A 20,307-nucleotide genomic window follows, 5' to 3' on the forward strand; every position below is an offset into this window, starting at 1 on the left:
AGCTAGAAGCCGAACATATGGTCGAGGCTGAACGCCCGGTCGCCGTCGAGGCAGCCGTGATAGCCGAACAGCCGGCAGGTGGTGTCGCGGATCAGGATGTAGGCATTCTCGCCGGCCGCCGCACGCTCCGCCTCGGTAAAGGTCTCGTGATGGCTGAACAGGCGCGAGCCGCCGCAGGGGATGGCGATCTTCCGGCGCGCCACGTCGCTGCCGTCGCGCCGGGTCAGCGTCAGGGTCGTGTCCGACGACGCGTGCCACGGCGTCGACGCCGGGTAGATCAGGTGGCAGAAGGTGTCCAGCGGTTCCGGCCCGAGGCGCAGGAACAGCCGCGTCGACAGCCCCGGCGGCCGGCCGTGGTAGCTCTGCGGTTCGTCGCGGTAGGTCAGCGCCGTGTTGAAGATGTGGCTGCCGAAGCTGGTTTCGGCGGCGTGGCCGCTGGCGCGGTTCTCGTAGCGGACCAGGGCGTGCAGCCAGCCATCGGCGCAACTCCCCGCCTCGAAGTCGTACATCAGCTCGACATGCCCCCAGCCGCCGGGCAGGGAGGCGCTGTTCGCGGTGCTGCTCGCGGCGCCGGCCAGCAGATCGGTCACGTCGAGCGCCACGCTGTCGGTGCGCGTCAGGTTGCCGAAGCGGTGCTCGGCCAGCGCGCGTCCGGCGGCGTCGTAGACCACCGCCTTGACCGGAAGCTCGCGTTGCGCGGTGCTCATCGGCGTCGGCAGCAGGATGGTGCGCCAGCGCTCCGGCGGCAGAACCGGGGCCGGCAGGATGTGGCCCTTGCCCATCAGCGGCGCCAGCGTCGCCAGCTTGGGGGCGGGCTTGAGATCCGTGCGCTCGACGTTGGCGTGGGCGACGCGGCGGCGCCCATCGGCGGCGATCACCTCGTAGCGCGGGCGGACGAAGTGCTTGCCGGCGTGCACCTCGAACTGGGCGGGCCAGCGCGCCTCGGGAAACAGCTCGGCCACGTCCAGCGCCATCGTGGCGAACGGGGCGACGGCGCGGTCCAGCGTGCGCACCTCGTTGTGGCCCATCAGGCTCAGGCCCACGGCGCCGGGCGGGATCGCGGTCGGGTGGCTGTTCTGGATCCACAGCAGCACGCGCTCGCCGTCCTTCGGCGCCGGCAAGCCGGCGTACAGGTCGGACGGCCACGCGTTGGCGTCGTGGGTGCAGGACAGCTCGGCGTCCGCGCCGCCGTAGGTGTCCAGCGCGTACTTCACCACGTCGTGCCCGGCGGCGCCGATCACGTGCAGGAACAGCGAGCCGCAGAAGTCGCTTAAGCCGAAGCGGGCGCGCACCTGCCGGCTGTCGATGGTGACGGTGCCGTTGGCCGGCGGCATGGCGTCGGTCCACTCGGCCAGCGCGGCGCCGTCGGAATCCATCAGCCGCGCCCACAGCCGCGGCGCGCGGGCGCCGTAGCCGGTCCAGTAGTTGGCGGAGGTCAGGCGGGTGTGGCGTCCTGGCTCCCCTGACGTTTGCTCGTCGCGCAGCCAGCCGAAGTTGGTCGCCCAGTTGAACTTGGAGAGGTAGTGGGCGTGGTCGGTCAGCATGTCCTCAGGGATGCGCATGGTGTCCAGCGACACCATCGGCGCGCCGGCCGGGACGAGGTGGGCGATGGCGTTCTCCAGCTTTTGCGAGTCGAAGGCCACGACGAACACCAGCGCGGCGCCGCTCGCCGGCAGTTCGGTGATCGGCCGCGCGGTGTGCCCGAGCACGCTGCTGCCGACCGCCTCGATGTCCTGCACATAGATGCCCTGGACGCGGACGCGGGAGAAATCGTGGAACTCGGCGAGCTGCTCCAGCATGCCGTACGGGTCATAGACCGCCACCGGGCCAGCCTCGGCGAGCTTCGCCGCCAGCGCCACCGCCTTCGGCGCGGCCAGCGGGTGCCCCACCGCCTTGAAGAAGCTGTTGCCGCCGGTGACGTTCGAGAATGTGGCGATGCGGAGAGTCATGACACGCGCGTAGCAAGAGCCGGGCGGACGGTTATAGCCGCTCGGTCGGAGGAGCGACAGGGGTTTCCGAGCGGGCCGCTCGGGGACCTCACGCGCCGATCAGCCGCTTCGCCCACACGCCGACACGGTGGCGCCACTGCTCGTGCCAGACGTAGGCGCCGCCCTTGACCCAGTTCATCTGAAGCGCGCGGCGCTGCCCCTCGAAGGGGTGGTGGCCGTGCCATGACGTCTCCGAGCGGCGGAAGCACAGCAGCGTGCCGGCGTCCGGCGGCACCTCGGCCGCGTAATCCTCCAGGTTCGGCGAGCGCAGCACGCGCAGCCGGCCGCCGGACTGCTCCCAGGGCGGGTTCATGTAGATCAGCACGGTGATGATCTTGCTGGCCGAATCCGTGTGGATCTTGCCGTCGCTGGTGCGGCACTGGCCGCGCACGGTGAACATGGTGGGGTAGGGGGAGAGGTCGATGCCGAACTTCTCGGAGAACGCCGCCTGCATCTCCGGCCCCCGCAGCTCCTCGATGAAGGCGGCGAAGGCCGGGCCGTGGGGGTAGACGCCGAGCGGGACCGACCCCGGCTTGTCCACCGGAGGATAATCGCGGTTGATGGCGTCCAGATGCCCGGCCTTGACGAATCCCGGCACGCACAGGAACTCATACGGCTCCCGGTTCAGCGGCGTGGCGCGGAAACGGTCGAGGTCGAGCATCGACGCCATGAACTCAAGCTCCGAATCGGCCCCCTCAGGCGATGGGAGCGTCGGGGAAACACAGCTCGTGGCGCGCGCGCCACTCAGGACCGACATAGTTCACGATGATCGATTTGCGAACCCCGTTGATCGGGCGTTTTGCGAAACCGTGCCATGTGTCGGTGCCGGGGATGAAGATCAGCCCCTTGTTGAAGGCGTAGGGCGCGCGGCCCAACACGTTGCCGGCCTCGTCCATGATGTCCGTGCCCCACGTCTCCGACTCCGGGTCGCGCGACAGGTAGACCAGCATGGTGAACTTCTTGACGCCGATGTCCGTGTGCGACTCCAGCCAGAAACCGTCGCTGTCCTGGCAGAACTCGATGCGCAGGTTGGTGCCGGTGAGGTCGATGCCGCAGGTCTCCTCCAGGGCGCTGGTCACCGCGCGGCTCTGGAAGGCCTGCGCCACCTCCTCGCACACCGGGTACTGGGCGCGGGCCTCGACGCCGAAATAGCTGCGCGAGGCGTTGTTGGTTTCGCGCTTGCCGTAGGTCTCCGCCCGGTTCGGCGCCACCCAGGGCAAGGCGGCGATGGCCTCGCCCGACGCGACCGGAAGCGCGTCTTCCAGAAGCCAGTGGCGGTACGGCGCAGGATCGAGGCGGCTGGCCTTGAGGCTGGCGAGGAAGCTCTGCTGGACGGCGGCCGATGCGGTCATGGATGTCTTCCCAATCCGTTGTGTTTACGAATGGCCGCGGCGGGCCAGCATGCGGTGGCGCACGGTTTCGGCGATCTCGCGCGTTTCGTCGAGCGCCGGATAGGTCCAGCTCTCCAGTTCCCCGGTGAACGGGCGGGCGATGCCGTCGCGGTACAGCCCGTCCAGGAACGCGCGGAACTTGGGCGAGCCGCCCTCGAGTTCGATTACATACACCGGTTTCCCGGTCGAGCACGCCTCCGACACCATGGACACACTGTCGCAGGTGCAGACGATCACGTCGGCCAGCGCCAGATAGGCGAAATACGGGTTCTCGCCGGTGCCGTCCCACACCTCTGCGTTGGTGCCGGACAGGCGGGCGCGCAGGATCGCCTCGTTGTCGGCCCCGGTGCGGCGCGACGGCGTCACCATCAGACCGACGCCGCGGTCGCGGGCGAATCCGGCCAGCTTTTCCGCCACGTCGCCCATGATGGTGGGGGTGAGCTGGTAGACCGCGTTGGTGCCGCCGGCCAGAACCGCCACCCGCGGGTGCGGCAGCGACTCCAGCCGCGGGCCGTGCGCCGCGGCGGCGGCGGCCAGCACGGCGGGGGTGACGCGGTGCAGCGCGCCGCGCGTCACCAGCACGTTGGCGCCGCGCAGCCGGTCGTGCCGCGGCACGACGACCATGTCGAAGTGGCGCGGGTTGATCTGCGGGTCCTGGATCTGCACCGTGAAGGTGCGGCCGCGCGACGCCTTCTTGACGGCGAGCGACGGCGCGATGCTCTGCCGGCCGGTGCCGATGACCAGGTCGGGCCAGGGCGGGCGGACGTCGTCGCCGTGCGGCCCGGCGGCGAAGCGGTTGCCGATGCGCAGGAACGGGCTGAGCTGGCGCCACGGGCTGCGCAACTGGACACGCTTGATGACGGGTTCGAAGCCCAGCGCCTCGGCGAGGCCGCGGCACTGGTTCTCCATGCCCGGTTTTCCGTCGGTGATGACCCAGCAGGTGAGAGCGTTCATGTCCGATGCGTGATCCAAAAGGGCAGGCGGGGGGTGCGGCCGGTCGTCGCGTGTGCCGCCGGAGCGCGGTACGGCGCGATATTTTGATTAAGATTGTTAAGGCTTACGGCTTGGCGTTGGTGGCCACTCCGTGTAATATCCTTTCTCAGACCATCCCCCGGAGCTAGCTGAGTACACCATGCGGCGGGTCAAACTCGACCGAATTGACCGGCGCATTCTGCGCGATTTGCAGAATGACGGCCGGATGACGAATGTGGAGCTTGCGCGGCGCGCCGGCATCTCCGCCCCGCCCTGCCTTCGGCGCGTGCGCGCGCTGGAAGAGGCGGGGTTCATCCGTGGCTATCACGCGGACATCAACCCCGACGCGTTGGGGTTCGGCGTCACCGTGTTCGCCCAAGTCGGCCTTTCCAGCCAAGCGGAAGCTGACCTAAAGAAATTCGAGGAGTTGGTCAACAGCTGGCCGCTGGTGCGTGAGTGCAACATGCTCGCCGGCGAGTACGACTTCCTGCTCAAGATCGTGGCGGAGGACTGGGACGACTACCAGCGCTTCCTGACCACGAAGCTGACCAGCGCGCCCAACGTGGCGCACGTCAAGTCGGCGCTGTCGATCCGCGGGTCGAAGTACCTGCCGGGCGTGCCGATCGACGTCGACTCCCCTGACATCCCCGAAGGGACCGAGGACGACGAGGACGAGGACGAGACCGAGTCCCCCGTCCGCACCGCGCGGCGCTGAGGCCGGCGTCTCCGATGCCTGTGAAACGGCGCCGGCCCCATGGGCGGCGCCGTTTTGCGTTCCGTGATGCTGCGTTGCACCGAAGGCGTTTTTCGTCCGGGCATCCGGTGTTATGATTTCCTCTGCCCGTTTGCGGAGATCGCCTTTCATGCCGCTCGCCTTCGCCTTGCGCACCATTGTCGGGGTTGCCCTTGGGGCGGCGCTGTTCGTTGCCGGTGCCGCCGGCGCGGCCACGGTCACCAGCACCAGCGCCACGGAACTGGTCGCCTTTCCTTCCAAGGACTCCGACATCACCGATGGCGAGTCGACGCGGCTGAGCGGCCGGATCATGCGCCCGCACGGCAGCGGGCCGTTCCCGGCCGTGGTGATGCTGCACGGGTGCGGCGGCCTGTACACCAAGGCCGGGGCGCTGGCGGCGCGCCATCTCTGGTGGGCGAGCGCGCTGCGCGACCAGGGGTATCTGGTGCTGATGGTGGACAGCTTCGGGCCACGCGGCATCAAGGAGCAATGCACGGAGAAGGAGCGCAAGGCCCGCGCCTCGGTCGAGCGCAAGCGCGACGCCTGGGCGGCGCTGGAGTTCCTGCGCGGCCGCCCTGACGTGCAGGGTGAGCGCATCGCCGCGCTGGGCTGGTCGCAGGGCGGCAGCACGGTGCTGGCGGCCTATGATCTGGACGGCGAAGGGGCGGGGTTCCGCGGGGCGGTGGCCTTCTACCCCGGCTGCCGGGTGGTGTCGGGCAACCCGGATTGGCAGCCGAGCGGGCCGCTGCTGATCCTGATCGGCGAGAACGACGACTGGACCCCGCCCGAGCCCTGCGAACAGCTGGCCGGCCGCGACTCGGTCAAGGACCGGCTGGAACTGGTCGTCTACCCCGACGCCGTCCACGGCTTCGACCTGCCGCCGACGCCGGTGCGCACGCGCAAGAACCTCGCCACCCCGCCCAGCGGCGAGGCGCACATCGGCACCAACGAAGCCGCCCGCGCCGACGCGGTGGCGCGGGTGACGGCGTTTCTGGCGAAGCTGCTGAAGGAAGGGTGAACTGCACCGGCTGGTGTCGCTTCCGCAGGCTTTCCGTCACAGCATGAAGCCCCTCTCCCCTCGCGGGAGAGGGGCTTCAAGACGAAACCCTAAAACCGCACCACCATCCGCACCGGTTCGTCCTTCAGCACGGTGATCACCCAGCCGTGGCAGCCGCCGGGCTGGTCCGGGGTGGTCTTGGCGTTGCTCTCCACCACCGTGCCCGCCGTCTTCACGCACAGCCGGCCGGACGCCTCGCCCAGGCCCATCTTGATGAGTTGCGCGCGATCGCGGTCCTTCAGCGCCGGGGTGACGATCTCCAGCGCCCCGTCCGCCTGACGGCGGATGGCGACGAGGTCGGCGAAGCTGGTCTTGGCGCCCACGGCCGGAGTCGCCTGCGTCCAGTGCACGCTGGCCTTGGCGCGGCCCTTGCCGAGCACGGCGTAATCCGCCGTCCCGCCATCCTTGCGGACGTCCTCCGCCACCGTGTCAAGCGCCTCGCGGGTGGCGGCCTCGGTCTCGGCCGAGACGGCGACCAGCTCTCCCCGATAGTCCAGCGTGGCGCGCTCGGCGCCGACGCTGAGTGTGGCGTCGAAGCGGTCCGGCAGCAGGCAGCCGGACAGCAGCGCGCACACCAGCGCCAGGGATGGGCCGGCAAGGACGGGCGCCCGCCGTGTGGGGCGGTGGTGAGCCGTTCGAGGGCTCACTTGAAGGCGAGGGTGATGATCTCGTACAGCTTGGAGCCGCCGGGGGTCGGCACCTCGACGCTGTCGCCGACCGACTTGCCGATCAGCGCGCGGGCCAACGGCGAGGTGATCGACAGGAAGCCGGCCTTGATGTCGCTCTCTTCCGAGCCGACGATCTGGTAGGTCATCTCCTGGTCGGTGTCCTCGTCGGCCAGCGTCACGGTGGCGCCGAACTTCACGGTGTCGCCGCTCAGCTTGGTCGGGTCGATGACTTCGGCCCGGCTGATCTTGTCTTCCAGTTCGCCGACACGGCCCTCGATGAAGCTCTGACGCTCCCGCGCGGCGTGGTATTCGGCGTTCTCCGACAGGTCCCCGTGCTCGCGCGCCTCGGCAATCGCCTTAATGACGGCAGGCCGTTCCACGACCTTCAGGTGTTTCAATTCTTCCTGCAGGCGGTCGTAACCCGCCGCGGTCATCGGCACTTTTTCCATGTCTTGTGGTCCATCAACCCTGCGAACACGTCTTCTGGGGAAAGATTTCGGCGCGGCGGAGACCGCCGCGCCGTCAACCATCCCTAGTACGATCCGCTAAGGTACGACTGCAACGGGGCAACTTCAAGGCTGCCGTTCCGCAGCGCCGCGATGGCCTCGACCGCCGCCCGCGCCCCCGCCACCGTGGTGTAGTAGGGGATGTTGTAGGTCAGCGCCGTGCGCCGCAGGCTGAAGCTGTCGGACAGCGCCTGCGCTCCTTCCGTGGTGTTGAGAACCAGCGCGATCTGGCCGTTGATCATGTGATCGACGATGTGCGGCTGGCCCTCGACCACCTTGTTGACCAGCTCGGCGGTGACACCGGCTTCCTTCAGGAAGGCGGCGGTGCCGGTGGTGGCGATCAGGCGGAAGCCCATGCCCTGGAGCTTCCTGGCGATGGGGGCCAGCGACGCCTTGTCGCGGTCCCTCACCGAGATGAACGCCGTGCCCTCGGTCGGCAGCGTGGTGCCGGCCCCCAGCTGCGCCTTGGCGAAGGCCAGCGCGAAGTTGTGATCGAGGCCCATGACCTCGCCGGTGGACTTCATCTCCGGGCCGAGCACCACGTCCACGCCGGGGAAGCGGGCGAACGGGAAGACGGCTTCCTTCACTGCGGTGTGCGGCGGGTTCGGGCCGTTCAGCTTGAAATCCTTCAGCTTCTCGCCGGCCATGACGCGGGCGGCGATCTTGGCGATGGCGGTGCCGGTGGCCTTGGCGACGAAGGGCACCGTGCGCGAGGCGCGCGGGTTGACCTCCAGGATGTAGACCGTGCCGTTCTGCACCGCGAACTGCACGTTCATCAGGCCGACGACCTTCAGCGCGCGGGCCAGCGCGTCGGACTGCCGGTTGATCTCCTCGATCACGTCCTTGGGCAGCGAGTAGGGCGGCAGCGCGCAGGCGCTGTCGCCGGAATGGATGCCGGCTTCCTCGATGTGCTCCATGACGCCGGCCACATAGACCTGCTCGCCGTCGCACACCACGTCGACGTCCACCTCGATGGCGTCGATCAGATAGCTGTCGATCAGCACCGGGTTCTTGCCCGACACCTTCACCGCCGTGCCCATGTAGCGCTGGAGCCCGGCCATGTCGTGGACGATCTCCATGGCGCGTCCGCCCAGCACGTAGGACGGGCGGATGACGACGGGGAAGCCGATGCGCTCGGCCACCGTCTCGGCTTCCTTCAGCGAGCGGGCGAGGCCGTTGGCCGGCTGCTTGAGGTTCAGCTCGTGCAGCAGCTTCTGGAAGCGCTCGCGGTCTTCGGCGAGGTCGATGGCGTCCGGCGAGGTGCCGAGAATCGGGATGCCGGCCTTCTCCAGCGCGTCGGCCAGCTTCAGCGGCGTCTGCCCGCCGAGCTGCACGACGCAGCCCAGAACCGTGCCGTTGCGCTGCTCGACGCGGACCAGCTCGATCACGTCCTCGGCGGTCAGCGGCTCGAAGTACAGGCGGTCCGACGTGTCGTAGTCGGTGGACACCGTTTCGGGATTGCAGTTGACCATGATGGTCTCATAACCGGCCTCGCGCAGCGCGTAGACGGCGTGGACGCAGCAATAGTCGAACTCGATGCCCTGGCCGATGCGGTTCGGGCCGCCGCCGAGGATGACGACCTTGGTCTTGTCGGTCGGCTCGGATTCGCACTCCGCCGCACCGCTGCCGTCGGCCTCGTAGGTCGAGTACATGTAGGGCGTGCGCGACGGGAACTCGGCGGCGCAGGTGTCGATGCGCTTGAACACCGGGGTAACGTCGGCGGCGCGGCGCGCTTCCGACACCACGGCCTCGTCCTTGGCCGTCAGCTCGCCCAGGCGGGCGTCGGAGAAGCCCATCTGCTTCAGCTTCAGCCAGCCGCTCTTGTCGGTGGGCAGGCCGGCGGCCTTGATCTCGGCCTCCTTGTCGACGATGGCCTTGATCTGCTCCAGGAACCACGGGTCGTACTTGGAGGCGTTCTGCACGTCCTGGACCGAGAAGCCGTGGCGGAACGCCTGGGCGATCACCAGCAGGCGGTCGTGCGTCGGCTTGGCCAGGGCGCCGCGGATCGTCGCCGCGTCCGGCTCGACGCCGGCGGTGCCGATGTGCACGTCGTTGAAGCCGGTCAGGCCGGTCTCCATGGAGCGCAGCGCCTTCTGCACGGACTCGGCGAAGGTGCGGCCGATGGACATCGCCTCGCCGACCGACTTCATCGAGGTGGTCAGCAGCGGCTCGGCACCGGGGAACTTCTCGAAGGTGAAGCGCGGCATTTTGGTGACGACGTAATCGATCGTCGGCTCGAAGCTCGCGGGCGTGCAGCCGGTGATGTCGTTGGTCAACTCGTCCAGCGTGTAGCCGATGGCCAGCTTGGCGGCGATCTTGGCGATCGGGAAGCCGGTGGCCTTCGACGCCAGCGCCGAGGAGCGCGACACGCGCGGGTTCATCTCGATGACGATCAGGCGGCCGGTCTGCGGGTTCACCGCGAACTGCACGTTCGAACCGCCGGTCTCCACGCCGATCTCGCGCAGCACCGCGATCGAGGCGTCGCGCATGATCTGGTATTCTTTGTCGGTCAGCGTCAACGCCGGGGCGACGGTGATCGAATCGCCGGTGTGCACGCCCATCGGGTCGATGTTCTCGATGGAGCAGATGATGATGCAGTTGTCCGCCTTGTCGCGGACCACCTCCATCTCATACTCCTTCCAGCCCAGTACCGATTCCTCGATCAGCACTTCGCCGGTCGGGCTGGCGCGCAAGCCGCCGCGCACGATGTCCTCGAACTCCTCGCGGTTGTAGGCGATGCCGCCGCCGGTGCCGGCCAGCGTGAAGCTGGGGCGGATGATGGTCGGCAGGCCGACGAACTCCAGCGCGTCCAGCGCCTCGCGGTAGGACTTCACCATGCGCGAGCGCGGGCTCTCCAGGCCCAGTTTGTCCATGGCGTCGCGGAACAGGATGCGGTCCTCGGCCTTGGCGATGACGTCGCGCTTGGCGCCGATCATCTCGATGCCCAGGCGTTCCAGCGTGCCGTCGTCCGACAGCGCCATGGCGGTGTTCAGCGCGGTCTGCCCGCCCATGGTCGGCAAGAGCGCGTCGGGGCGCTCCTTCTCCAGGATCCTGGCGACGACCGCCGGGGTGATCGGCTCGATGTAGGTGGCGTCGGCCAGACCGGGGTCGGTCATGATGGTGGCGGGGTTGGAGTTGACCAGGATGACCCGGTACCCCTCTTCCTTCAGCGCCTTGCACGCCTGGACGCCGGAATAGTCGAATTCGCACGCCTGACCGATGACGATCGGCCCAGCGCCGATGATGCAGATGGACTTGATATCAGTGCGCTTGGGCATGGCGGCTCGCTTCTCGGCGTTCAGTCAGCAAAAGCCCCCTCCCGCCGGGTGTGCGCGGGGAGAGGGGGCGGGTGTCGGTCGTTGCGAGGGCCTTTTATAGGGACTAAGACGGCCGGAAGGAAGAGCCGGCTTGGGCACCCCCGCCATGAAGCTGGAACAATGCAAGCGCGGGGCGAAACGCCGCTTGAACCGCCGCCCGAACGGCGTCATCAATCTTATCCCAGGCCCAACATCCAGGGGTCCTTCAGTCCCCGTTCCCGGAGCCGTCCGCCCCATGTCCGTGCACGCCTTCGCCAAAGACAGTCGCGCCTGCGCCGCCTGCGTCTCGTGGGGCGGCGAGCGCGCCTTGGCGCCCGACAACACGCTGGTGCACGTCACCCGCTACAGCGTCGAAGGCGATTGCCGCACGGCGATCAGCCAGGACTACCGCAAGGTCACCAAGGCCTATCACACCTGCGCGGCGTGGCAGCCGCTGCCGCTGCTGCGCGCCCATGGCGGACGGCGCGGCGAGCGCACGCCCGGCCCCTCGGCCGCCATGTCGGCGATGATCGCCGGGGGCGCCGTCGTGCCGGAGTCGGTCGTCAGCCCGCCCCCGCCGCCGCCGCCCCCGCCGCCGCCCGAACCGGAACCCGAGGGCTGCCGCGCGACGCCGCTGGACATCGACAAGGTGCCGGCGCAGGCGCGCATCCTCTACGGCTATTGGAACCGGCTGAAGTTGCAGGGCAAGGCGCTGCCCGCCACCTTCGACCTGGACACCGCGCAGGTCCGCGAGTGCGTGTCGCGTCTGGCGTTGCTGGCGCCGGTCAAGGACGGTTCGGACTTCGTCTATCACGCCTGCGGGCGGGCGATTCAGCGCCGCTTAGGGATGCGCCCGGTGACCAAACTGGTGTCGGCCTGCCACCCCGCCCCGGCGGCGGAGCGCTGGATGGCCGACCTGCGCGCCTGTCTGGCCGAAGGGGAATCGCGCAGCCTGCTGGTGAAGGACGACCCGATCCTGCCCGGCGCGCGCTTCGTCGAACTGCTGCTGCCCTTGGCCGACGAGACCGGCCGGCCGGCCTTCGTGCTGGCCTACCGCCACCTGCCCGGCGGTTGAGCCCGGATGGGGGATGCTGGCGGCAGTGATCCGGCCCGGCTGGGGCCGGCGGATGTGTGGCCGGCGATCCTGTGGATTGCCGTGGGGATCTACGCGTTCGCGGCGATGCCCGAGGCGTTCACGTGGTGGAAGGGCGTGGCGTACTTCCTGGTGGGATCGCCGGTGATGCTGCTGGTCACCGGCACGGCGACCGCCCGCCTGCGCCGCACGGTGGTCGAGATGGTGACCGAGGTCTTTCCGCGGCGCGACCGGATGACCGACGCCGTGCTGCTGATGCTGCGCGGACTGCTGGCCGCCATCGAAGCGATGCTGGTCCTGTTCGCGGCGATCGGAACGATGCAGTTGCTGGGGTGAGCGGGCGGTTGACAGTCCGCAACGGCGCCGCCACCGTTCCAGAAAGCGTGCCATGAATTCCACAGAGATTTCGGCAGGCCGAGTGAAGAGGCGCCTTGCTGCTCCTTCTTGTTTTTGCAATTTTGAAGTACCCATATCGGAATTATAAAGCATTGAATCATCAAATATATGCCAGAAGCCCTATTTCGCTGATGTACATCATCGACTGCTGATGGATTCATTGTCATTATGTGACGGCCTCCACCACCGGAGGCCTGTGTGGGGCAAATGCCCTGGGAGGTTCGCCATGAGCGACATCATCCTCTTTGTGCACCCAACTTTTGGGGTTTTGGCTCTCCTCGCCGGTATCTGGGTCTTCGTTGAGGCCTTGAATGCCAGCCCCGCCAACCAGAAACGTATTTTCGCAGCAAGCCTTGCTGTAGCCGCGTTTATCGTTTTGGCTTGGCTGTTCGGCGGCTACTGGTATGTGACCTACTATGCGCCGGAGAAAGCGATCATCCTCAAAGGACCGTGGCCTTTTGCTCACAATCTCTTCATGGAGACGAAAGAGCACCTGTTCTTTATTCCGCTGATCCTGGCTCTATACCTGCCCATCGTCGCGGCCCAGAAGCTGGCGGCAAATCGTGCGGCACGGGCCATGGTGCTGGCGGTCGCGGGCCTGATCGTCCTCAATGGCTTGGTCATCGAGGGGGCGGGCGCGGTCATCAACTACGGTGTCAAGGTGGCCTTCGTGCACACCGGGGTGAAAGGAGCCGAATGATGAGCACCTCCTTGGATGAGAGCGTGGTTCGGGTCCGGATTTCGGACGTGACCACCAAGTGGCGCGAAGCAACGCTTGACACCGCGTCAACGGCCTTCGGGCTATCCGCTGCCACCGTGATCATCTTCAACACGCTGCTGGCGTGGGTGAAGGACTCGTACGAGCCGCTGAACAGCTTTATGGCGGCGCTCACCGGCCATCACTGGATCACCCATGGCCTGGTGGACGTGCTGCTGTTCTTCGGCTTGGGAGCGTTCTTCATGGCCCGGCACGTCAAGGTGCGCGCCGACGCCTTGATGGTCGCGGTGGTCGCCGCCGCGGTGCTCGGTGGAGCAGGGCTCGCAGGCTGGTTCCTGTTTGTCTAAGCGGGAGTGCGGTCGGGGCGCGCAACGGTCTGGCGCGCGTCCCGGCCAGCCATGCAGTTGCTGGGGTGAAGGGACACGGCGGCGGATCGCTCCGCCGCCGCGCTTTGCCTCCGAGTGCGCTTACAGTCCTTTCAGGAACTCGACCAGCGCCCACTTGTCCTCGTTGGACAAGGTGGTGCCGAATTCGTGACCGCAGCGGCTGTTGCCGGACTTGGCGTCCGTGCAGCCGGTGGTCTGAGTCACCGACTTCAGGCCGGTCTGCGTCTTCGCCAGCCCGACGTTGACCACGTCGTAATCGGCACCGACCTCGAATGTCGCCGGGCGCTGGGCGGCCGGCATCAGCAGGTCCCAAAGCGTCGGCACCGACCCGTTGTGCAGGTACGGGGCGGCCGCCCAGATGCCGCGGAGAACCCGCGATTCATAGCACGGCGGGTTGTAGCCGGTGTCGCAGATCGACGAGGCCGCGCTGGGCGCCGCCGCCAGGGCGGAGGACCCGGCCGTCTTCGGCGCCTTCATGAGGCCGGCGAGCGACTGGGTGTCGATGCCCTTGTTCTTCAGGTACTCCCTGGCGTTCAGGGTTTCCGTCAGGGAATCGGCGTCCTTCGCCAGGGCATCGATGCCCTTCGCCAGGGTGAGGAGATCATCGGTCGGCTTGCCGGTGATGAACTGCTGGTCACCCGGCTTTCCGGTGGGAAGCAGCGCTTGCAGCAGATCCTCCAGGACGGTGCCCAGGACCGCGACCTGAAGGACGTTGATGGACGCCGATCCGTTCTTCAGCGGCGTGTTGACGCCGGGGTCCTTGGTCAGGAGCGCCGGAATCGAGGCGCCAGTCAGCGCGCCCGGATTCGCGGTGCGGGCCATGACCTCCCATTCCTTGCCGTCGGTGCCGACGTTCTGCACCGGCGTCGTCCAGCTCGCGCGCTCGGTGGAGGTGGGCAGATCGTGGCAGCCCTTGCACTGGGCATAATAGATCTTCTGGCCCTGGTTCGCCTTGACCGGATCGATCGGTGCCGGGAAGGCCGGCGGCGTGAGAACGGTGATCAGGCCTTCCAGATCCTTCAGGTTGTCGATCTGAACGGAGTTGTTGTTCCAGTAATCGACCTTCAGGATCGGGTGCAACACGCTCTTTTTCGGATTGAAGTGGGCGAAGACGCCGAACACCTCACCGATGTTCCGGCCGAGCGGGGCCAGGGCGCTGCTCTGGTTGGTGAAGCCCGGCCACTGAGTCTTGTCCTGCTTGCCGGCGTTCCACAGGAAGGGATAGCGGACCGGGGCGACGGCGGGCTGGATGTTGCTGGGGATGAGGTAGTTGTTCTTCGGGTCGCCGAGGTCGAGGCCGGTCAGCCGGTTGAAGATCATCGACACGGCGTCGAGGCGGCTCAGGCCCCACGGCGTGCCGCTCAGCGCCTTGCTCATCAGGGTGTGGAAGGGAATGGCCCATTCCAGCACCTGCTGGCGCAGCTTGCTCTTGTCCTGGGGCTCGGGGACCGCCTGGGCGAACTCGACCCAGCCGTCGCCTAACGCATAGGTGATCGCCGCGTCGAGATCGGTCATGAAGGCGAAGAAGTCGGTGATGGCCGGGCCGCCGTCGATCCGCTGCGGGGTGCCGCTGATCCTGATCTCACGCGTGTGGCAGGAGGCGCAGGTCATCCCGACGGCCGTGTCGTTCCGATCGCCGCCCGGCGCGCTGAAGCCGACCGGAAGGCCGGCGACCGGGGAGTTCATGTTCGGCAGGTAACCGTAGCGCGCCAGGCTGTCGGCCAGGAACGGCGTCTTGTGGTCGGACTGCTTGAGGGCCTGGAGCCAGCGTAGCGGAATCATCCGCGATCCCTGGTCTTCCGTGTAGAACTGCGCCTGCTGGGCGGCGGTCCAGCCCTGAGCGACCGGCTTGGACGCGGCGGCCGTGGCGTCCTGAGCGTGGCTCGCGGATGTGGCGAACAGCAGGCTGGCGGCGGCGACCCCCACGATGGTGCGAAATGCCATGATGCACTCTCTCCGTTGGCAGTAAAACCGATCCGAAGAGAGCCCTTGCAGGCGGCAAGCGTGCGAACTCATTTGTTAATTGAAATATTTATCTTCGAATCGGAACTCCTGGGAGGATATCTCGATAATAATGATGACGCCACAAGGTTGTTTGTGATGCGAATGTGTGCGCGATTGGGCTGTGCGCCGGTGCCCCGGGCATTCCCAGACGCCGGGATGGCGGGCTTCGCAACTCAACCCAGCCGGCCGGTGCGCTCCTTGCCGGTGTTCGCGGCGGGGGACACGCGCACCGGAGGCGGCGTGTAGGGCTTGGAGTGGCCGGCGGCGATCTCCGAGGCTTCGTAGTCGTCCAGATCGTGGTCCAGAGCGCTTTCCGGCTCGTCGGCCTCTTCCTCCGTCCCGCCGTCGAGGACGCGCAGCAGGCGGGCCTGATCCAGCGCGCCCTCCCACTTGGCGACGACGATTCCGGCCACGGCGTTGCCGATCAGGTTGGTGATGGCGCGCGCCTCGGACATGAAGCGGTCCACCCCCAAGAGCAGCGCCAGCCCGGCCACCGGCAGCGTCCCCATGGACGACAGCGTCGCCGCCAGCGTGATGAAGCCGCCGCCGGTCACCGCCGCCGCCCCCTTCGAGGTCAGCAGCAGCACGCCCAGCATGGTGATCTGGTCGCCGAGGCTGAGCGGCGTGTTGGTCGCCTGGGCGATGAACACCGCGGCCATGGTCAGGTAGATGGACGTGCCGTCCAGATTGAAGGAATAGCCGGTCGGGATGATGAGGCCGACCACCGGCTTGGCGCAGCCGGCGTGCTCCAGCTTCGCCATGATGCGCGGCAGCGCCGATTCCGACGACGAGGTGCCGAGCACGATCAGGATCTCTTCCTTGATGTACTTCAGGAACTTCCACAGGCTGAAGCCGGTGAACCGCGCGATCAGCCCCAGCACCAGGAAGACGAACAGCGCGCAGGTCAGGTACACCGCCGCCATCAGCTTGCCCAGCGAGACCAGCGAGCCGAGGCCGTACTTGCCGATGGTGAAGGCCATGGCGCCGAGCGCCCCCAGCGGTGCCAGGCGCATGATGACGCCAATGACGTCGAACAGCACGTGCGAGGCCTGGTCCAGCATCGAGACGAGGATTCGCCCGCGCTCGCCGAAGCGCGACAGCGCCACGCCGAACAGCACGGCGAACAGCAGCACCTGGAGGATCTCGCCCTTGGCGAAGGCGTCCACCACGGTTTCCGGGATGATGTGCAGGATGAAGTCGACGGTGGAGAGCTTCTGAGCGCCTTTGGCGTAAGTTTCCACCGACTTGGCGTCGAGCGTCGCCGGGTCGGCGTTCACCCCCGCGCCCGGCTGCATGACATTGACGACGATGAGGCCGATGATCAGCGCCACCGTGGTCACCACCTCGAAATAGACCAGCGCCTTGACGCCGACGCGCCCGACCTCCTTCAGGTCGCCCATCTTGGCGATGCCGACCGCGACGGTGGTGAAGATGATCGGCGCGATCATCATCTTGATCAGCTTGACGAAGGCATCGCCCAGCCACTTCAACGACTCGCCCGTCTGCGGGGCGAGCGCGCCGATGGCGACGCCGATCAGGATCGCGCAGACGACCTGGAAATACAGGCGCTTGTACAGCGGCCGGTGTTCGGCCGTCATTACCGCGGTCGCCATGGACGAATCCCCCACAGACTTTCCCGCTACAACATGCGGGCGTGGGGTTTCGTTTCTGCCGCCGCGGCTATTCGCGCAGGAAATAGATGAAGTCGAGCGCCGGCACGGTACGGCCGAACTGCGTCAGCAGCGTGTGCGCCTGCCCGCGGTGGTGTGTCTGGTGGTTGAAGACATGCGACAGCGTCAGCCCCAGCGGCAACTCGACCGGGGTGCCGTCCATGCTGCGGTAGGCGAACGGCGTGTCCAGCCGCGTCTCGTCGAGGGTTTCGGCGAAGCCGATGATGCGCTCGTCCTCGGCCTCGCGGGCGGCGCGCAGGTCGGCGAAACCGTCGTGCAGGATGGTGTCGAGGCTGGGCGGATGGACGCCCTCACCGGTCAGGCGATTGAACCATACCCGGTCGCCGACCAGCAGATGGTTCAGCGTGCCGCGCAGCGAACCGAAGAAGGCGCCGCGCTCCTCCCGGTACTGCGCGTCGGTCAATTCCGCCGCCACCCCATAGAGCCGCCGGTTGGCCCAGCGGTTGTAACGCGCGAAGGTGAGGAAGGGCGGATTCATGGCTGAATCTCAGAGTAATTGATCCTCGCCATGCGTCAGGTGCCGGTTCGGCGCATGCGCGCCCGTTCCTCAACCTCCTCGCCGATTTTTTCGATGAAATCGGCGATTTCGTGCTCTTCCAGAATCGTCACGTCGCCTCGTTCATCCGCGTCGATCCCCTCCTGGATGGCGGCCCAGAAGCGCTCGCGCTTTTCCGCATATTCCACTTCCTGCTGTTCCAGCAGGCGGAGGGCGGCTCGGACCACTTCGCTGGCGTTCTGGTAGCGCCCGGCGGAGATACCCGCTTCGATGAAGCGGTCGAAGTGTTCGGTCAGATTGATGTTGCGCGTCGGCATGGCTGGCCTCCGAAGATTCCCCATCCGAAGATAAGGCGGTTGACAATAATTGCCAACCGCCCATCCCGAGGGCTCTACACCCCTGCGCGCTTCGCCGACAGACCGGCCACCGACAGCAGCACCTCGCGCTTGCCCTGGTGGTTGGCGGGGGAGACGACGCGTTCCTGCTCCATGCGCTCGACCAGACGGGCGGCGCGGTTGTAGCCGATCTGGAGCTGGCGCTGGATGAAGCTGACCGACACCTTGCCGTCGCGCACCACCAGATTGACCGCCTGCATGTACAGATCGTCGCCTGTGGCGCCGCCGGCCGAATCGTCGTCCTCGTCGGCGACCAGCTCTTCCTCTTCCTCGGTGATGGCGGTGACGTAGTTGGGCTGGCCCTGCGCCTTGACGAAGTGGACGATCTCCTCGACCTCCGAGTCCGAGACGAAGGGGCCGTGCACGCGGGTGATCCGGCCACCGCCCTGCATGTACAGCATGTCGCCCTGGCCCAGCAGCTGCTCCGCCCCGGCCTCGCCGAGGATGGTGCGGCTGTCGATCTTCGAGGTGACCTGGAAGCTGATGCGGGTCGGGAAGTTGGCCTTGATGGTGCCGGTGATGACGTCCACCGAGGGGCGCTGCGTCGCCATGATCAGGTGGATGCCCGCCGCGCGGGCCATCTGGGCGAGGCGCTGGATCGCCGCCTCGATGTCCTTGCCGGCCACCAGCATCAGGTCGGCCATCTCATCGACGATCACGACGATGTACGGCAGCAGCACCGGCTCTTCCGGCGTCAGGTCGAACAGGCTCTCGGCCTCGCCGGCGGGGACGCGGCGGGGCATCTTCTCGCCCTTGGCGATCAGCTCGGCGATGCGGGCGTTGTAGCCCTCGATGTTGCGCACGCCCAGGCGCGACATGGATTCGTAGCGGCTTTCCATCTCGCGCACGGCCCAGCGCAGCGCCACCACGGCCTTCTTCGGATCGGTGACGACGGGGGTGAGCAGGTGCGGGATGCCGTCATAGACCGACAGCTCCAGCATCTTCGGGTCGATCATGATGAAGCGGCAGCGCTCCGGCGTCAGCCGGTAGAGCAGCGACAGGATCATCGTGTTGATCGCCACCGACTTGCCCGAGCCCGTCGTGCCGGCCACCAGCAGGTGCGGCATGCGGGCGAGGTCGGCGACGATGGGCTCGCCGCTGATGTCCTTGCCCAGCGCGATGGCGAGGTTCGCCTGCGTGTTGCGGAACGACTCGGCGTCGAACGTCTCGCGCAGATAGACCATCTCGCGCACCGGGTTCGGCAGCTCGACGCCGATGACGCTGCGGCCGGGCACGATGGCGATGCGGGCGGTGACCACGCTCATGGAGCGCGCGATGTCGTCGGTCAGGTTGATGACGGTGGCGGACTTGGTGCCCGGCGCCGGCTCGTACTCATAGAGCGTCACGACGGGGCCGGGGCGCACGTCCATGATCTCGCCGCGGACGCGGAAGTTCTTCAGCACCGTTTCCAGCATGCGCGCGTTGCGGGCGAGCAGCGACTCGTCGTGCTGCTGCGGCGGGCGCGGCGGCGGCGACTGCAACAGCGTGGCCGGTGGCAGCTGGTACGGCTCGCCGGGGGCGCGCGGTTTCACCTCCTCCACCGCCGGGGCGGGGACGGAGACGTGCAGCGGCGCGGGGACCAGTGCGGGAACCTCGGCTGCGGCAGCCTCGGGCGCGGCGGCTTCCGTAGCCGGAACCGGGACCGCGGCGGGTGCCGGCGTCACCGCCGGCTCGACCGGAGTCGCCAGCGCCGGCTCGGGCGCGGCGGCGGCGTGCTGCTGTTCCTCGGCGGCGGCGCGGGCCTCATAGGCCCACTCGACGCCGGCCAGGAAGGCGAAGCCGGCGACCACCGCCAGCGCCTCGTCGCCGAGGTTGGTGGAGTAGACGCGCCCGGCGCCCGGCGTGCCGGGCAGCACCTCGACATCCCACAGCGTGTGGCCGTCGGTGCGCGCGTTGGGCACCACGTTGAAAGGGCGGCCGTTCAGCGCGCACCACAGATTGAACTCGTCCGCGGTGACGACGCCGGACTGGGTGACGGGCGCGGTCAGGTGGGGCGTGCGCGGCTTCATGCCGTGGCTCCCGCTTTCTTGATGTCGGTGTTGAGCCAGGTCGGCAGGGGCGACGAGTTGGGCATCTCGTACGCGGCGACCAGCAGCTTGTCGACGGTGACGCCGTCGCTGGACAGCGGCAGCACGAGGCGTTCCCACGTGCGGGCGACGCCGTCGAAGCTGCCGGTGTAGACTCGCGCGACCGGCAGTTTCTCGCGCAGGACGCTCTCGTATTCCGAGTGCAGGGTCTTGCGCTGGTCGTCGGGCAGGGCGTTCAGCGTGTGGCCGAGGCGCGAATGCCCCCAGGCCTTCTCCAGCGCCTTGCCGTAATAGGAATAGACATAGTCATCCTCTCCGACGATTTCGAAGATGACAATGTTGTCCTTCCACGGCCGCAGCTCTGCCGGCGTGATGGTGCTGGAAACCGGCGGATTCCCGCCGGCGCATTTGCTGAGCCAGAAGTCCAGTAGTCCGCTGAGGACCGGTGTGGACAGCTCAGTTCTATCCTTCATCATGGAGATTTGCGGTT

General features: G+C 67.5%; 18 protein-coding genes and 1 pseudogene. 6 read left to right on the forward strand and 13 right to left on the reverse strand.

The window, feature by feature from the left end; translation table 11 throughout:
• Positions 1 to 2 precede the first annotated feature (2 nt).
• The 4 genes from ACSVDD_RS06810 to ACSVDD_RS06825 form a co-directional block, all read right to left on the reverse strand.
• A complete protein-coding gene (locus tag ACSVDD_RS06810; protein WP_448188570.1) occupies positions 3 to 1,949 on the reverse strand; it encodes a hypothetical protein in 1,947 nt (648 codons plus the stop codon).
• Positions 1,950 to 2,037: 88 nt separating this feature from the next.
• The gene (locus tag ACSVDD_RS06815) at positions 2,038 to 2,658 is read right to left on the reverse strand and encodes a 2OG-Fe(II) oxygenase (RefSeq protein WP_448188571.1); all 621 of its coding nucleotides are present in this window, start codon (positions 2,656 to 2,658) and stop codon (positions 2,038 to 2,040) included.
• Positions 2,659 to 2,683: 25 nt separating this feature from the next.
• Positions 2,684 to 3,340 carry a 2OG-Fe(II) oxygenase gene (locus tag ACSVDD_RS06820; protein WP_448188572.1) on the reverse strand — a complete coding sequence of 219 codons (657 nt, stop codon included), beginning with the start codon at positions 3,338 to 3,340 and terminating at the stop codon, positions 2,684 to 2,686.
• A gap of 24 nt (positions 3,341 to 3,364) precedes the next feature.
• A complete protein-coding gene (locus tag ACSVDD_RS06825; protein ID WP_448188573.1) occupies positions 3,365 to 4,333 on the reverse strand; it encodes a mitochondrial fission ELM1 family protein in 969 nt (322 codons plus the stop codon).
• A 178-nt stretch (positions 4,334 to 4,511) separates the two neighbouring features.
• Here ACSVDD_RS06825 and ACSVDD_RS06830 point away from each other — a divergent pair, with 178 nt between their 5' ends.
• The gene (locus tag ACSVDD_RS06830) at positions 4,512 to 5,066 is read left to right on the forward strand and encodes an Lrp/AsnC family transcriptional regulator (protein WP_448188574.1); all 555 of its coding nucleotides are present in this window, start codon (positions 4,512 to 4,514) and stop codon (positions 5,064 to 5,066) included.
• Positions 5,067 to 5,214: 148 nt separating this feature from the next.
• Positions 5,215 to 6,102 (forward strand): dienelactone hydrolase family protein, encoded by an 888-nt coding sequence (locus ACSVDD_RS06835; RefSeq protein ID WP_448188575.1) that lies wholly within the window; start codon positions 5,215 to 5,217, stop codon positions 6,100 to 6,102.
• Positions 6,103 to 6,191: 89 nt separating this feature from the next.
• Here ACSVDD_RS06835 and ACSVDD_RS06840 read toward each other — a convergent pair whose 3' ends face one another.
• From ACSVDD_RS06840 to carB, 3 genes are all read right to left on the reverse strand, one after another.
• Complete coding sequence (locus ACSVDD_RS06840) at positions 6,192 to 6,788, reverse strand: hypothetical protein (RefSeq protein ID WP_448188576.1); 597 nt, start codon at positions 6,786 to 6,788, stop codon at positions 6,192 to 6,194.
• Positions 6,785 to 7,258, reverse strand: coding sequence for a transcription elongation factor GreA (gene greA, locus ACSVDD_RS06845; protein WP_448188577.1), 474 nt, complete (start codon positions 7,256 to 7,258; stop codon positions 6,785 to 6,787). The genes ACSVDD_RS06840 and greA overlap by 4 nt, the downstream gene beginning before the upstream one ends.
• 83 nt (positions 7,259 to 7,341) lie before the next feature.
• Positions 7,342 to 10,593, reverse strand: coding sequence for a carbamoyl-phosphate synthase large subunit (carB, locus tag ACSVDD_RS06850; RefSeq protein WP_448188578.1), 3,252 nt, complete (start codon positions 10,591 to 10,593; stop codon positions 7,342 to 7,344).
• 274 nt (positions 10,594 to 10,867) lie between these two features.
• Here carB and ACSVDD_RS06855 point away from each other — a divergent pair, with 274 nt between their 5' ends.
• The 4 genes from ACSVDD_RS06855 to ACSVDD_RS06870 all read left to right on the forward strand — a co-directional run bounded on the left by ACSVDD_RS06855 (position 10,868) and on the right by ACSVDD_RS06870 (position 13,165).
• Positions 10,868 to 11,686 (forward strand): PAS domain-containing protein, encoded by an 819-nt coding sequence (locus ACSVDD_RS06855; RefSeq protein WP_448188579.1) that lies wholly within the window; start codon positions 10,868 to 10,870, stop codon positions 11,684 to 11,686.
• A gap of 6 nt (positions 11,687 to 11,692) precedes the next feature.
• Positions 11,693 to 12,040 (forward strand): hypothetical protein, encoded by a 348-nt coding sequence (locus tag ACSVDD_RS06860; RefSeq protein WP_448188580.1) that lies wholly within the window; start codon positions 11,693 to 11,695, stop codon positions 12,038 to 12,040.
• A gap of 286 nt (positions 12,041 to 12,326) precedes the next feature.
• Positions 12,327 to 12,800 carry a hypothetical protein gene (locus tag ACSVDD_RS06865; RefSeq protein WP_448188581.1) on the forward strand — a complete coding sequence of 158 codons (474 nt, stop codon included), beginning with the start codon at positions 12,327 to 12,329 and terminating at the stop codon, positions 12,798 to 12,800.
• Positions 12,800 to 13,165: a hypothetical protein gene (locus ACSVDD_RS06870; protein WP_448188582.1), complete on the forward strand. Its 366-nt coding sequence runs from the start codon at positions 12,800 to 12,802 to the stop codon at positions 13,163 to 13,165. Before ACSVDD_RS06865 ends, ACSVDD_RS06870 begins: the two co-directional genes overlap by 1 nt.
• A gap of 120 nt (positions 13,166 to 13,285) precedes the next feature.
• Here ACSVDD_RS06870 and ACSVDD_RS06875 read toward each other — a convergent pair whose 3' ends face one another.
• The 6 genes and pseudogenes from ACSVDD_RS06875 to ACSVDD_RS06900 all read right to left on the reverse strand — a co-directional run bounded on the left by ACSVDD_RS06875 (position 13,286) and on the right by ACSVDD_RS06900 (position 20,293).
• Complete coding sequence (locus tag ACSVDD_RS06875) at positions 13,286 to 15,148, reverse strand: di-heme-cytochrome C peroxidase (protein ID WP_448188583.1); 1,863 nt, start codon at positions 15,146 to 15,148, stop codon at positions 13,286 to 13,288.
• Positions 15,149 to 15,504: 356 nt separating this feature from the next.
• Positions 15,505 to 16,821: pseudogene (locus ACSVDD_RS06880) on the reverse strand (dicarboxylate/amino acid:cation symporter); the annotation flags it as partial.
• 67 nt (positions 16,822 to 16,888) lie between these two features.
• Positions 16,889 to 17,377, reverse strand: a complete 489-nt coding sequence (locus ACSVDD_RS06885) for a DinB family protein (RefSeq protein ID WP_448188584.1) — start codon at positions 17,375 to 17,377, stop codon at positions 16,889 to 16,891.
• A 35-nt stretch (positions 17,378 to 17,412) separates the two neighbouring features.
• Complete coding sequence (locus tag ACSVDD_RS06890) at positions 17,413 to 17,712, reverse strand: type II toxin-antitoxin system ParD family antitoxin (protein ID WP_448188585.1); 300 nt, start codon at positions 17,710 to 17,712, stop codon at positions 17,413 to 17,415.
• Between the two features lie 74 nt (positions 17,713 to 17,786).
• Positions 17,787 to 19,799: a DNA translocase FtsK gene (locus tag ACSVDD_RS06895; protein WP_448188586.1), complete on the reverse strand. Its 2,013-nt coding sequence runs from the start codon at positions 19,797 to 19,799 to the stop codon at positions 17,787 to 17,789.
• Positions 19,796 to 20,293, reverse strand: coding sequence for a PAS domain-containing protein (locus tag ACSVDD_RS06900; RefSeq protein ID WP_448188587.1), 498 nt, complete (start codon positions 20,291 to 20,293; stop codon positions 19,796 to 19,798). Before ACSVDD_RS06900 ends, ACSVDD_RS06895 begins: the two co-directional genes overlap by 4 nt.
• Between the last annotated feature and the right edge of the window lie 14 nt (positions 20,294 to 20,307).

This window comes from Azospirillum terrae (assembly GCF_053470425.1).